Source organism: Lentzea sp. NPDC037011 (genome assembly GCF_055607425.1).
Genome location: NZ_JBVJRT010000007.1, coordinates 109597 through 123450, shown reverse-complemented (window position 1 = coordinate 123450; position 13854 = coordinate 109597). Strand labels below are relative to the sequence as shown.

Genomic DNA, 13854 nt, shown 5'->3' with positions numbered 1-13854 from the left:
GTCAGTTGTCCTCCACTGCGGTCAGAACGGCGAGCTGCTTGCGGTCGCGCGCCTCGGCCAGCGCCGAGTACGTGGAGGAGCCGTAAGCGTCTTCCACGGCCCTGATGAGCCGTTCGGGGTCGTCCGAGGGGGTGCCGAGCGCCAGGTCCCGCATGGACCTGCCGATGTGCTCGGCGAGGTGCCGGTACCCGCCGGGGCCGCCACCGAGGTGGGCGCCGAGGAACGGGCCGACGGTCGCCCAGCGGATACCGAGCGAGCTGGTCACGACGGTGTCGAGGTCCTGCGGCGTGACGACGCCCTGCTCGACGAGGTAGGCGGCCTCGCGGGAGAGCGCGGCCTGCAACCGGTTGCCGACGAAACCGGGGACCTCCTTGCGCTCCACGACCGGCGTGCGGCCGACGGAGCGGTAGAACTCGACGGCGCGGCTGACCGACTCCTCGGTCGTCTGCTCGCCCGGCACGACCTCGACCAGCGGGATCACGTGCGGCGGGTTGAACGGGTGTCCGATCAGGACACGCGATCCGTCGATGCCCGCGGTGAACGCGGTGGACGGGATCGCGGACGACGAGCTCAGCAGCAACGCGTGCGCGGGGGCCTCGCGGACCAGCTCGGCGAACAGGGTCTTCTTGAACTCCAGGTCCTCCGGGCCGTTCTCCTGCACGAGGTCCGCGTCCCGCACCGCGTCCGCGACGGTCGCCGCGACCTCGACGCCGTCGGGGACCACCAGGTCGGGGCGGGGGTCGGCGACGCGCACGGTCAGGCCGTGCTCGCAGAACAGGCGGGCCCACGACAGGCCGATCACCCCCGCACCGATGACGGCGACGGTGCTGACCTTCTTCCCGGTGTTCACGCTTCCTCCAAGTAGTTGTGGACCGGCTTGGCGGGAGCGAGCGTCAGGTCGGTGACGATGTGGCTGGCGGACACGACCTCCAGCACGGGGAGGTCGGCGAGCGGTGCGAGGACGTGCTGGAACAGCTGCAGGCGCGCGGGCCCGGTGTACGCGGCCTTGACCACGACGTCCGTGATCCGCGTGCGCACGAGCTCCTGGACCCGCGGCGTTCCGTCATATCCAGGGATGGTCTTCAGCATGAACGTTGGAACCGTGATCTCCGCCTCAGCCAGACGGGTGTCCAGTTCGTACTGCTTGTACCCCATGGTCGCGGTGGCCACCCGGACGGTGCCGTAGTCGAGGGTCCCGACCAGGGCACCGCGGTCGGCGTAGAGCGACGGCGAGCCCATCACCTTCGGGTAGGCGCTCACCTCGCGGCCGGACGCGGTGGCGGCGAAGCTGTCGAGGTACATCGCGTGCAGGTACTCGCCGCGTTCGCCGTCGAACACGACCGGGATCGCCTGACCGGCCTCGGTGTAGGGGCCGTAGCCGGTCACGTCGGTCATCTTCATGACCTCGAACCGGACCAGCGGCTCGTCGACCTCCAGCGGCTGCGGCACGACGGCGCGCAGCGCCTCGGGATCGGTGCGGTAGACGATGTTGAGGTACTCGCGGTCGAAGAACCGGGGCTGCACGGCGGGAAACGCCGGTGCGCTCAACGGTGTGACACCCAGCACGGTCATTCTCCTGTCCACTGCGGAGCCCGGCGCTCGGCGAACGCGGTCATGCCCTCGCGCACATCGGCGGTGCTCATCAACTTCGCGATCTCCTCGCGCTGGGCGGTCCAGCGGTCGGCGGACCGCACGACCGTCTTCACGGCGGCCAGCGCGAGCGGTGCGTTGCGCGCGATCTGCTCGGCCAGCTGCACTGCCACGGCGGCGGCCTCACCCGGTGCCACGACCCGGTTCGCCAGGCCCAGCTCACCCGCGCGGCGGCCGTCGATCGGCTCGCCGGTGAGCAGCAGCTCCAGCGCCAGGTGGTGCGGGATGCGGTCGGTGAGCCGCACGACTCCGCCGCCCGCGGCGATCAGACCGCGCTTGACCTCGGGCAACGCGAACCGCGCGTCCTCGGCCGCGACGATCAGGTCGCAGGCCAGTGCCAGCTCGAACCCGCCGCCCAGCGCGACGCCCTCGACGGCGGCGACCAGCGGCTTGGTCAGCTCGGCCTCGGTCAGCCCGCCGAACCCGCGGCCGGGCACCGACGGCGACTCGCCCTTCAGCGCGGCCTTGAGGTCCATGCCGGCGCTGAACGTGCCACCGGCTCCGGTCAGCACGCCGGCCCGCAGCTCGGGTGTGGTCTCCAGCTCGTCCAGTGCGGCGGTGAGGCCACCGGCGACGGCCGCGTTGACGGCGTTGCGCGCCTGCGGGCGGTCGAGGGTGATGAGCAGCACCGAGCCGATGCGTTCGGTGCGGACTTCGGCGGTCATGCGAGCTCCTTCAGGACTTCCGCGGTGTCCTGGCCGGGCACGGGGGCGAGCCGGCGGACAGTGGCGGGGGTCGCGGAGAACCGGACGGGGATGCCGATCGAGCGGATCTCGCCCTCGGTCGGGTGCCGCACGGTGTCGAGCAGGTGACCGTCGCGCACGTAGTCGTCCTCGTGCGCCTTGTCGAGCTCCAGCACCGGCCCGAACGGGATGCTGTGCTTCGCGCACACCTCGGCCCACTCCTCGGTGGCCAGGGCCGCGGCGCACTCGTCGACGAGGCCCATGAGGTCGTCGCTGTCGCCGGGGTCGATCCGCTCACCGGCCACCCGCGGGTCCTCGACCAGGTCGGGGCGCCCGGCGGCGGCGAAGAAGTCGCGGAAGTTCTGCGGGGTGTACGGGACGACGCAGGCGAGACCGTCCGCGGTGTGCACGGCGTGGTGGCCCCTGGCCATCGACAGACCGAACCCAGTCGGGCCCTCCTCCGGCACGAACGCGTGGCCCGACAGGTGCTCGACCAGGTTGAACGCGATCATCGTGTCCGCCATCGGCACCTCGACCCGCTGGCCCTGGCCGGTGCGGTCCCGGTGCACGAGCGCCGCGAGCACGCTGTAGGCGATGGTCAGCGACGACACCTTGTCGCCGATGATCGTCGGCAGGTAGACCGGCCGGCCCAGCGCGCGGTTCGCGATGTCGACCAGCCCGGACGCGCCCTGGATCGTCTCGTCGTAGGCGGCGGTGCCGGCGCGGTCGGAGTCGCCGCGGAAGCCCTGGGCGTGGGCGTAGACGAGACCGGGGTTGCGCCCGGCGACGTCGGCGTAGTCCAGGCCGAGCCTGCTCAGCGCGCCGGGCCGCATGTTGGTGATCAGCACGTCGGCGGTGTCGATCAGCTTGAGCGCGCACTCGCGGTCGTCCTCGTCCTTCAGGTTCAGGGCGATGCTGCGCTTGTTGCGGTTGACGTTGAGGCTGAGCGGCGTCATGCCGGGGGTGGTGCGGTGGCGGCCGTTGCGCACGGTGTCGGCCGGGGACTCGATCTTGATCACGTCGGCGCCGAGGTCTCCGAGGATCTGGGCCGCGTACGGGCCCATGACCACGGTCGAGAGGTCGATCACCCGCACGCCGTCCAACGGACCGGTGGTGATGTCCTGCATCGTTCGTCCTTTCGAAGTTCCTGCACCACCGAAGTTAGTGCGGGTTTTCTCCGAAGGGAACGATCAAGTCGCTCACAATGGCATGACCACGGCGGTCACACCATTATTTCGCGATCGGTTCCGCGAACAGCTCTTGCGCGATCCGGACGATTTCCCGGAGGTCGCCCTCGCCGCGGTCGTGCCGCCACAGCAGGCCGGTGTCGAGCTGGGCGCGGAAGTCGGCGAACGGCAGGACCACCATGTTCTCCAGCTGGTAGCCCCGCATCGAGCTCTCCTCGTCGAGCATCGAGACGGAGAACGCGAGCCCGCCGGACACCAGCTCGCTCACGCCGCCGTAACCGGTGTTCGTGAGCTGGATGCGCTTCTTGATGCCCAGTTCGTTCAATTGCGCGTCGAGCTGCTCGAAATACGACGGCATGATTTCCTCGGGCGACCGCGCATAGGCGAGATCGGTGAGTTCGGCCAGTTTGACGGAGTCGTGCCCGGCGAACCGGTCGGCCGGGACGACCGCCCCGAGCCGTTCCGACATCACGTGCACCGTCGCGAGCGCGGGCTCCTGCACCGGCAGCCTGGCCAGCGTGAGCCCGAGCCTGCCGTCCTTCACCCCCTCGACGAGGTCCGTGCTCGACCCCGGCCACCGCTTGAGCTCGAACCGCCCGCACACCCGTTCCGCGAGGACCGCCACGCGTTCGCGCAGGGCCGGGTGCACGCCGGGGGGCATGCCGACGAACACCGTCGCGCGCTGCGGCCCGGTCGCCTCGTCGAGCCGCCACCGGATCGACCCGACCCGGTCGAGCACGTCCCGCGCGATGGGCAGCAGCGCCGTGCCCGCCTCCGTGAGCGCGACGTGGTGGGTGCTGCGGTCGAACAGCTGCCTGCCCAGCTCGTGCTCCAGGTCCTTGATCCGCTGGCTGAGCGGCGAGGCGGCCATGTGCAGCTTGCGGGCGGCCGCGGAGAAGTTGAGCTCCTCGGCGACCGCGACGAAGTACCTGAGGTGCAGCAGTTCCACGGACCCCAGACTAGGCCGTTCGGCCGCGCTCCCCGGTCAGCCGTCCAGCGCCGCCAGCTTGCGCGCCGCCTCCGACTCGCCCCAGCGGAACCCGATCCGCCGCGACAGCTCCCCGGCCTCCGCGTACGACTCCCGCGCCGGGCCGGCGCGCCCGGCCAGCTCGTGCACGCTCCCCCGGTCGAGCAGCATCCCGGCCTCGATCTGCCGGTCCCCCACCGACCGCGCCAGCGCCAGCGCCTCGGCCGCCAGCTCCAGCGCCCGGTCGAGCGACCCCAGCCGGCGGTGCGCGTCGGCCGTGTTCGCGAGCGCGTGCAGCTCGCCGGAGCGGTCACCGCACGCCCGGAACGTCCGCAGGGTCTCCTCGTAGCACCCCAGAGCGGCCGGCAGGTCCCCCGAAGCGGCGTGCACCAGCCCGAGGTTCGTGCGGACGTACGCCGCACCCCGCGCGTCGGACAGCTCCTCCCGCAGGGCCAGCGAGGCACCCAGCGACGACAGGGCCGCCGCCAGGTCACGCCGCCGCCAGTGCACGATGCCGAGGTTGTTCAGCAGCACCGCCTCCAGCTGCCGGTCGTGCAGCGACCGCGCCAGCTCCAGGGCCTCCGTCCAGTGCGCCAGCGCCTCGGCGAACCGGAACCCGCGCTCGCAGGCTGCGCCGAGCTCCTTCAACGCCAGGGCTTCCGCCCGCACGTCCCCCAGCGACCGCGCCGCCTCCAGCGCCAGCACGTTCAGCTCCGCCCAGTCGGCCAGCTCGGAGCGCCGCCGGAAGTACCACGACAGCCCGGCGGCGAAGGCGATCGCGTCGGCGGGGGACGCCTGGTGGGCGGCGGCGAGGAGGTTGTCGCGCTCCTCCGCGAGCCACAGGTCGCCCGGGTTGTCCGCCAGCGCCTCCAGGTAGTGCTTGTGCAGCCGTGCCAGCGCGAGCGCGCGCTCGGCCGGCGACTCCGCGGCGCGGCACCGCTCGCGGGCGAACAGGCGCAGCAGGTCGTGCACCGCGAACCGGCCGGGCACCGGTTCCTCGACCAGGTGCGCGCCGGCCAGCTCGGCGAGCAGCTCCTCCACGTCCGGCACGTCGGTCAGCGCCCGCGCCGCGGCCACCGCGAAGTCGGGGCCGTCGAGCAGCCCGAGCAACCGGAAGACCCGTGCCGCAGCGGGAGAACCGAGCTCGGCGCAGCTGACCGAGAACGCCGACCGCACCGCCACGTCACCGAGCCGCAGCTCGTCGAGCCGCCGGGTCTCGCCGGCCAGCCGCGCGGCCAGCACCCCGGCCGTCCACTGTGGACCTGCTGCCAGCCGGGCGCCCGCGATCCGCAGCGCCAGCGGCACCCCGCCGCACCACCGCACCAGCTCGGCGGCGGCACCGACCGGACCGGCCACCCCGGACAGCAGCTGCGTGGCCTCGTCCAGCGGCAGCGCGCCGAGCCGGACGCAGGACGCGCCGGGCAACGCCGTCAGCGGCCGCCGCGACGTGATCAGCACGACCGAGCCGGGACCGGTCGGCAGCAGCCGCCGGACCTGATCGGCCGTGGCGGCGTTGTCGAGCACCACGAGCAGCCGCCGCCCCGCCGTGAGCGACCGGTAGCGCACCGCCTCCTCGTCACCGGGCCGGTCGCCCAGTGCCCGCAGGAACCGGCCGAGCACCCGGTCCGCGGCGCCGTCGGACAGGTCCGCGTACAGCTGGCCGTCCGGGAACGACCCGGCGATCTCGTGCGCCGCCCGCACGGCCAGCGCCGACTTGCCGATGCCCGCCTGCCCGGTGACCACGCACACCGCGACCCGGTCGGGCCGGACCTGCGAGCGGATCAGCGCGAGCTCGCGGGACCGTCCCGCGAACGCGACCACGTCCGGCGGCAGCTGCCGGACCGCCTGCGCGCCAACGGGTTTCGCCCGCAGCAGCTCGGCCTGCAACCGGCGCAGCCGCTCACCGGGCTCCACGCCCAGCTCGTCGGCCAGCACGCCGCGGCACTCCCGGTAGGCCGCCAGCGCCTCGGCCGGCCTGCCCGCGCGGTGCAGCGCGGTCATCTGCTGCTCGCGCAGCCGTTCGTTCAACGGGTGCTCGCGCACCCATTCGGAGAGGTCCGCGACGACCTCGACGTGCCGTCCCAGGTCCAGTTCCGCCTCGGCGCACTCGACCCGTGCCGCCAGCCGCAGCTCCTCCAGCCGGGCGACCACCCCGCGCAGCAGCCCGGACGCGGCGAGGTCGGCCAGCGCGGGCCCGCGCCACAGCGCGAGCGCCTCCCGGTAGCGCTGCGGGGTCCGCTCGCGGCGGGCCACCTCCAGCAGCCCGGTGAACCGGATCAGGTCGAGCTCCGCGGCGTCGACCGACATCAGGTAGCCGGGCGCGCGCGACAGCAGCCGTGAGCCGACGACCTTGCGCAGCTGGTAGACGTAGACCTGGAGGTTCTTCAGCGCGGTCTTGGGCGGTGCGTCGTCCCACAGCACGCTGATCAGCCGGTCGACCGGGATCACCCGCCCGGCCTGGGCGAGCAGCAGCGCGAGCACGGCCCGTTGCTTGGGCGGGCCCAGGTTCAGGCGCGCGCCGTCGTCGCCGTAGCACTCCACCGGCCCCAGCACCCGGAACTCCACAGCGCCTGATCGTAACTACCGGACGCACACCGGACACGTGCCACGCGCTCGTGGTGGTGGCTGGGACGGCGCAAGTACTTGACACAAGCCGTCAAGTACTTGCTATCTTCTGTCAAGTGAGCAGTCAGGAGCAGCTCGAACTGCGCGTGGACCTGATCCGCCTGGTGACCAGCCGGTTGCTGGACCCGCTGGAGATCCTGCTGCCCACCGCCGACCTCGACGCGCTGCACGACCAGGTGCACGCCGACGCGAACACGTGGGCCGAGCAGCTGCTCGGCGGCCGCGACGAGCAGGCGCGGCACCTGGCGATCCGGCTGATGACGGTGCTGTACCCCGGCGACACCCCGTTCGACCCGCCGGAGGGCTGGTGGGCCACCCCGCTGGGCCGGGTCGTCGCGCGCAGGGCCGGTCACCCGAGCCGGCAGCACGTGTCGTTCGGGGTGGCCGGGGCGATGCTCGGGATCACCCGGCAGGGCGTGCACGACCTCGTGAGCCGCGGCAAGCTGCAGCGGCACGCCGACGGCGGCGTGACCGTCGAGTCGATCCAGGTCCGGCTGGCGCAGCGGCGGAACACGTGAGTCCACTTCGGACCTGAGCGGTCAGCGGAACAGGCGCTCCAGCGCGCGACGGGCCCGCGCCGGTGCCGCCGGGTCCTTCTCCAGCTGCAGGAAGTGGTTGAGCGCCAGCATGATCCCGAGCAGCTCGTAGATCAGCTGCTCGACGTCGGTGTCGGGCGGCAGGTCCCCGTCGGACACCGCGCGCCGGATGTGGATGCGCAAGTCGCGGCGCCACAACGCGTTCATGCCCGCCAGCGCGTCGCGCACCGGTCCGCTGCGGCCGTCGAACTCGGCCGTGGCCGCGGTGAAGAAGCAGCCGCCGGGCAGCACGTTGCGTTCCAGGTAGGACACCCAGGCCTCGCAGACGTCCTTCAGCCGCGGCAGCCCGGACGGCAGCTGCTTGACCCGGCGCGGCACCTCGCGCAGGAACACCTCCGCGGCGGCGTCGACGACGGCGAGCTGCAACGCCTCCTTGGTGCCGAAGTGGCCCAGCAGCCCGGCCTTGCTCATGCCGAGCTCGGTCGCGAGCCGGCCGATCGTGAGCCCCTCCAGGCCTTCCTGCGAGGCGATCGCGAGGCTGTGGCCGAGGATGCGCTGCCGCGTCTCACGGGTGTCGGCGGCAGATCGGCGCGGGCTCACGGCCTGATGATAGCCGCGCCGACGATGATCACAGGCCCTTCAGCTACCGACCGATCGGTTGCTATATTCCCGGCGACCCGCCTGCTGAAGGAGCTGACCTTGTCCGGATCCCGTGTTGTCGCGTTCGGCCACCACCAGCCGGAACGGGTGCTGACCAACGCCGACCTGGAGCAGATGGTCGACACGAACGACGAGTGGATCCTGCAGCGCACCGGCATCGCCACGCGCCGCATCGCCGACGACGAGTCCGTCACGGACATGGCCGCCGCGGCCGCCGCCAAGGCCCTCGCCGCGTCCGGGGTGCCGGCGGCCGAGATCGGCCAGGTGATCGTGGCCACGTGCTCGGCGATCGACCGCAGCCCGTCGACCGCGGCCCAGGTCGCCGCCCGGCTCGGCATCCCCTCCGCGGTCGTGTTCGACCTCAACAACGCCTGCGCCGGCTTCTGCACCGCGCTCGCCACCGCAGACCACACCATCCGCGCCGGTGCCGCCCGGCACGCGCTGGTGGTCGGCGCCGAGAAGATGTCGGACCTGGTCGACTGGACCGACCGCAGCTCGTGCATCCTGCTCGGCGACGGCGCGGGCGCCGCCGTGCTCAGCGCCTCGGAAGACCCGGCGATCGGCCCGGTGGTGTGGGGCTCCGACCCGACCAGGAGCGGCGCCGTCCGGCTCGTCGACGAGTGGCAGCCGCGGTTCGCCCAGGAGGGCCAGGCCGTGTTCCGGTGGGCCACCAGCGAGCTGCCCGCGATCGCCAGGCAGGCCTGCGAGCGGGCGGGCATCGCCACCACCGACCTCGCCGGCGTCGTCACGCACCAGGCCAACCTGCGGATCGTCGAGGCGCTCACCCGCAAGCTCGACCTGTCCGATGACGTGGTCATCGCACGTGACGTCGTCCACTCCGGCAACACCTCCGCGGCCTCCGTCCCGCTCGCGCTGTCCAAAATGGCGGAACGCGGCGAGCTGCCCTCGGGTGCTCCGGTGCTGCTCTTCGCTTTCGGCGGCGGGCTGTCGTGGGCCGGCCAGGTCGTCACCACTCCCTGAGAACGGGCGTACCTACCTGGGTACTAGATCTCAGGTATGACGACACGCGCACGGTCCTGTCGCTATTGTCCGATCCCTCAGCCCCCTTGCCGCCGAAGGGAAACCGTCTCATGAAGCAGATGCTGCGGTCGGGCACGGACGTGCGCTCCCGACTGACCGAGTGGGTGGGACGGCGCCTGCTCGCCCGGCTCAGCCGAACCGGCTTCGACCTGGAGTCGTCGTGGTTCGTGCCGTCGCGCGTGCTGGCCCCGCTGCGCCGCAACGGTGTGGACCCGGTCCCGGAGCTCGCGCGGATGCACGCGCACGGCCCGGTGACCAGGCTGCCACTGCCCGTGCCGGTCTGGCTGGTGACCGGCCACGAGGCGTCCAAGCAGGTGCTCGTCGACGTCGAGGCGTTCAGCAACGACTTCGGCCACCTCAAGGAGCTGGGCCTGTTCGCCGACGAGGCGCCGGGTGGCCTGGGCTTCAGCGACCCGCCGGAGCACACCCGGCTGCGCAAGGTGCTGACGCCGGAGTTCACCATGCGCCGGCTGTCGCGGCTGGTGCCGCGGATCGAGCAGATCGTCGCCGACCAGCTCGACCTGATGTCGATGAAGGACGGCGCCGTCGACCTGGTCGAGGACTTCGCGCTGCCGGTGCCCGCGCTGACGATCTGCGAGCTCCTCGGCGTGCCGCTGAGCGAGCGCGAGGAGTTCCAGCGCCGCAGCGTCGCCCGCTTCGACCTGGCCGGCGCCGCCACCGCGTCGCTGTCGGCGGTGTCGGAGTCCATCGTCTACTTCCGCGAGCTGGTGCGCGCACAGCGGTCCAACCCGAGCGACGGCCTGCTCGGCGAGCTGATCCGCAAGCACGGCGACGACCTGGACGACGACGAGCTCGCCGGCCTCGCCGACGGCCTGCTCACCGGCGGCTTCGAGACCACCGCCAGCATGATCTCGCTCGGCACGCTCGCACTGCTGCGCTCCACCGAGCTGATGGAGCAGGTCCACGGCGACGAGAAGGCGGTGAGCTCGCTGGTCGACGAGCTGCTGCGGCACCACACGGTCGTGCAGGTCGCGTTCCCGCGCATCGCCCGCCGCGACGTCGACGTGGCCGGCACGCGGGTGAAGGCGGGCGACATCGTCGTGTGCTCGCTGTCGCAGGCGAACCGCGACACCGACGTGTACTCCGACCCCGACCGGATCTGCCCGTCCCGCGCGGCGGGCCAGCACCTGGCGTTCGGCTACGGCGCCCACCGCTGCATCGGCGCGGAGCTGGCCAAGATGGAGCTGCGGATCGCCTACCCGGCACTGGTGCGGCGGTTCCCGCAGATGCGCCTGGCCGTCGAACCGGGGGCGCTCGCGTTCCGCAGGCTGTCGATCGTGTACGGCCTGGAGTCGCTGCCGGTCCACCCCGGCAAACCGACGACGTCGGCGCACGAGCTGCTCAGCTGAGCCACGGCGGGCGGTCGTGCCGGTGTCCTGTTCGGACTGCGCCTGCGCGTGCCCGCTCGGCTCCCGGCCGTGACCACCTCCGGTGCGCCGTGCCCGACGCGGACCGTGCCGGTCATGGGCGCAAGGCGGCCGTCAGCAGCAGGAGCTGAGCGGTGTCACCGGGGTTGAGCAGGATCTCGACCTCGTCCGGGACCACCTCGGCCAGCCGGTCACCGACGACCCGGTGCCACCGCACCGCGGGCAGCCGCCGCTTGTGCAGCTCCGCCGTCACGACCGCGACGCACGGCCGGCCGTCCGGGGACCGCAGCAGCCGCAGGTGGCCCCGCTCGTCGGTGGCGATCTCGACGACGGTGCCGGCGAGCAGGCCGAGGAGCCGCGCACCGGCGGCCTCGTCGGTCAGGACCCGCCTCAGCAGTGCGTGCACCGGATCGGTCGGCAGCGCCCTGGTCTGCGGCACGTACAGCGGGTTCGGCTGGAACGGGCCGAGCCCACCGTCCCCGTCGACCGCGTACGCGCCCACGAGCGCGTCGACCGGCACCGGTGCGCCCGCCGTCCAGCCGGGGTCGGGCAGGCGGTACCAGCCGTCCTGCCGCACGGCGAGCCGGTGCGGCTCCAGCAGGTGGACCTCGGCCACCTGCGTCCAGTCCGGCTCGTCGGACAGCTCGTAGCGGGCGGCCCGGTGACCGGCGCGCGCCGCGAGCCGCAGCCAGTGGCCGCCCTCCTCGGCCTCGCCGCGGTAGCGCAACCGGATGCCGAGCGCGTACGCGGCCAGCACCTCCCCGGACTCCGCGAGGTCGCCGATCACGAAGCTGACCCCGTGCTCCCCGTCCAGGGCGAAGGTGCCGCGGGTCAGCGTCGCCGGCAACGCCGCGGCCGCGCGCCGCCACCAGAGCTCGGCCTCGGCGGCGTCCCCCTCCTCCTCGGCCAGCCGGCCCAGGTGGTGGGCGCTCAACGGGAACCCGGCCTCGGCCGACTCCCGCCACCACCGCCGTGCCGCGTCGAGGTCGCCGCGGTCGTGGTGCAGCTGCCCGAGCGAGTGCGCGGCGAGTGCGTTGCCACCGCGGACCGCCTCCCGCAGCACCTCGGCCGCCTCGTCGACGCGGCCCCGCGCCACCAGCAGGTCGCCCAGCAGACCCGCCGCGACGGCCGCGGCCTGCCGCACCCGGTGCGCGTACTCGTCGCCGGTGGTCCTGACCATCGCCTCGCCGGCCGGGGTGGTCATGGCCATCCGGAGCACGGCCTCCGCCTCGGGCGCACCGCGCCGCACGAGCACCACCCCCAGCCCGCTCACCGCGACCCAGTCGCCGACCTCGACGGCCCGCCGGTACCAGTGCTCGGCCTCGTCGAGGCGGCCGAGCCGGTTGTACAGCGCCGCGAGGTCGTTGAACGCGGGCCGGAACTGCCGCCGCGCCGCGAGGGTGTACCAGCGCACGGCGTCCTCGACGGCCCCGGTCACGTCGGCGAGGTGGCCCAGCCGGAACGCGGCGGCACCGCTGCCGGCCTCCGCCGCCGCGGTGTACGCGGCGAGCGCGGCGTCCCGGTCGCCCTCCTCCGCGATCCGGTCGGCCTCCGCGCACAGCCGGGTAGCCTCGGCGGGTTCCGGGTCCCCGTCCAGCTCCGGGAAGCGGACGAACCCGGAACCGTCCGCCGTCAGGTGGGCCGCGAAGGCGTAGAACTCCGCCGCCCCCTGCCGTGCCACGACGTCCTTCCGCGTGGCACCCCGGTGCCAGTGGTCCGGGTAGAACACCTGCACCGCGGCACGTTCCCCGGTGGCACCGTTCCCCATCGAGGTCTCCGCGGTGACCGCGAGCCCGGCGGTGACCGCGGCCGTGTCCTCGCCGCGGCGCAGGTGCACGACCAGCGTCCACCGCACCAGGTCGACCACGTTCGTCACCGGGGCCAGCACCAGCTCGGCGACCTCCCCCGCCGCCACCCGCAACGGCAGGGTCGTGGCGCCGTCGAGTCCGCGCGTGGTGCCGCGGTCCAGGTCCACCTCGACGTCGGGAGCCGCCAGCGGCGCGTACGCGGCGCCCGACCGCACCACCTCCTCGACGAAGTCCGGTGTCAGCGGCGCGGTGTGGTGGTTGTGGACCAGGCTGACCCCGTCGGCGTCCAGCGGCAGCTCCAGGACCTGCGCGATGCCGACCCGTTCGACCACGACCGCGCCGCGCACCCGCAGCACGACGTTGTGCCCCGTGAGCGGGACGTGCTCGGCCACCGGCCCGGTGACCGGTCCCGGAGCGATGACCGCGCTCATGTGGGTGCGGGTGCTGACCTCGACCACGCCGGCGAACGCGGGGTTCTCGACCACCACCGGCACGACCCGGACGGGGTGGGTCAGCACGTACACGCGACCTCCCGTCACCGCACCGCCCCGGGGTAGCGGGCGGCGGTGCGGAACGGCCAGTGCCCGAGCCCGACGCGCAGGGACCCGCTGCGCCGCCCGCACACCCAGTCCAGGTGCAGCACCCACTCGACGTCGCCCTGCTCGGTGACGACCTTGAGGTCGAACGCCTCCGACTCGTGCAGGCCGACCTCGTAGGGGAAGTCGGTGTCCCCCAGCGCACGCAGCCGTGGAGGCGTGGCGTCGAGCAGCACCTCGAACCGGCGGCGGGGCACCGCGGCGGCGTGCCGGTTCAGCGGCCCTGACCGGTCGGTCCTGGTGAGCACCTCGACCCGCAGCTCGGCGAGCACCACCGGAGTCCTGGACACGCCGGTGACGATCAGCTGCACGGAGTGGCCGCTGGCCGGCACGTCCACGACCCGGTCGCCGTCGGTGAGGGAGACGTAGTCGAGGTTGCGCAGCCGCACGTCGACCACGAGCGGGTCGGCGCCGGGATCGTCCTCGGGCACCTCGGGTGGCACGTGCACGGTGACCGGGCCGTTGATCGTGCCCACCTGGAGGGCGACGCCGTTGACGGTTCCGATCTCGTTGCGCACCGGCGGATCGCTCATGGCGACGACGTTATCGGGGCACCGGCGGGCCCAGTGGTGGATTCCACCTGACCGCGGGACTGGAAAGGCCGGTGTGGCGGCCCGGGAGCCCACCGGGCCGCCACACCGCTGTGGACGCGAGAGGGCGAGGCCGGCCCCACCGGCGCGGTACGAGCGCACGCCGCGGGCGTCTGGTCCGCC

At 73.2% G+C, this 13854-nt stretch carries 12 protein-coding genes; 3 read left to right on the top strand and 9 right to left on the bottom strand.

Going from position 1 to position 13854, the window contains the following annotated elements; genetic code table 11:
- Position 1 precedes the first annotated feature (1 nt).
- The 6 genes from ACZ7CH_RS22830 to ACZ7CH_RS22805 form a co-directional block, all read right to left on the bottom strand.
- Positions 2–850, bottom strand: a complete 849-nt coding sequence (locus ACZ7CH_RS22830) for a 3-hydroxyacyl-CoA dehydrogenase NAD-binding domain-containing protein (protein WP_470374784.1) — start codon at positions 848–850, stop codon at positions 2–4.
- Positions 847–1572: an acetoacetate decarboxylase gene (locus tag ACZ7CH_RS22825; RefSeq protein ID WP_360396276.1), complete on the bottom strand. Its 726-nt coding sequence runs from the start codon at positions 1570–1572 to the stop codon at positions 847–849. Before ACZ7CH_RS22825 ends, ACZ7CH_RS22830 begins: the two co-directional genes overlap by 4 nt.
- Positions 1569–2315, bottom strand: a complete 747-nt coding sequence (locus tag ACZ7CH_RS22820; RefSeq protein ID WP_458431308.1) for a crotonase/enoyl-CoA hydratase family protein — start codon at positions 2313–2315, stop codon at positions 1569–1571. Before ACZ7CH_RS22820 ends, ACZ7CH_RS22825 begins: the two co-directional genes overlap by 4 nt.
- Complete coding sequence (locus ACZ7CH_RS22815; protein ID WP_470374783.1) at positions 2312–3460, bottom strand: CaiB/BaiF CoA transferase family protein; 1149 nt, start codon at positions 3458–3460, stop codon at positions 2312–2314. Before ACZ7CH_RS22815 ends, ACZ7CH_RS22820 begins: the two co-directional genes overlap by 4 nt.
- Before the next feature lie 103 nt (positions 3461–3563).
- Entirely contained in the window at positions 3564–4469 is a 906-nt protein-coding gene (locus ACZ7CH_RS22810; protein WP_470374782.1) for a LysR family transcriptional regulator, read from the bottom strand.
- 36 nt (positions 4470–4505) lie between these two features.
- A complete protein-coding gene (locus ACZ7CH_RS22805) occupies positions 4506–7052 on the bottom strand; it encodes an AfsR/SARP family transcriptional regulator (RefSeq protein WP_470374781.1) in 2547 nt (848 codons plus the stop codon).
- Between the two features lie 116 nt (positions 7053–7168).
- Here ACZ7CH_RS22805 and ACZ7CH_RS22800 point away from each other — a divergent pair, with 116 nt between their 5' ends.
- Positions 7169–7630, top strand: coding sequence for a hypothetical protein (locus ACZ7CH_RS22800; RefSeq protein ID WP_360396267.1), 462 nt, complete (start codon positions 7169–7171; stop codon positions 7628–7630).
- A 21-nt stretch (positions 7631–7651) separates the two neighbouring features.
- Here ACZ7CH_RS22800 and ACZ7CH_RS22795 read toward each other — a convergent pair whose 3' ends face one another.
- Positions 7652–8248 carry a TetR/AcrR family transcriptional regulator gene (locus ACZ7CH_RS22795; protein WP_360396265.1) on the bottom strand — a complete coding sequence of 199 codons (597 nt, stop codon included), beginning with the start codon at positions 8246–8248 and terminating at the stop codon, positions 7652–7654.
- Positions 8249–8347: 99 nt separating this feature from the next.
- On the opposite strand from ACZ7CH_RS22795, the gene ACZ7CH_RS22790 reads away from it, so the two are divergent.
- A complete protein-coding gene (locus tag ACZ7CH_RS22790) occupies positions 8348–9289 on the top strand; it encodes a beta-ketoacyl-ACP synthase III (RefSeq protein ID WP_360396263.1) in 942 nt (313 codons plus the stop codon).
- A 110-nt stretch (positions 9290–9399) separates the two neighbouring features.
- Positions 9400–10719, top strand: coding sequence for a cytochrome P450 (locus ACZ7CH_RS22785; protein ID WP_360396261.1), 1320 nt, complete (start codon positions 9400–9402; stop codon positions 10717–10719).
- A 112-nt stretch (positions 10720–10831) separates the two neighbouring features.
- Here the strand turns inward: ACZ7CH_RS22785 and ACZ7CH_RS22780 are convergent, their stop codons facing one another.
- Together ACZ7CH_RS22780 and ACZ7CH_RS22775 are read right to left on the bottom strand one after the other, a co-directional pair.
- Complete coding sequence (locus ACZ7CH_RS22780; protein ID WP_470374780.1) at positions 10832–13069, bottom strand: type VII secretion system-associated protein; 2238 nt, start codon at positions 13067–13069, stop codon at positions 10832–10834.
- 11 nt (positions 13070–13080) lie between these two features.
- Entirely contained in the window at positions 13081–13674 is a 594-nt protein-coding gene (locus ACZ7CH_RS22775) for a hypothetical protein (protein ID WP_360396257.1), read from the bottom strand.
- Positions 13675–13854 lie beyond the last annotated feature (180 nt).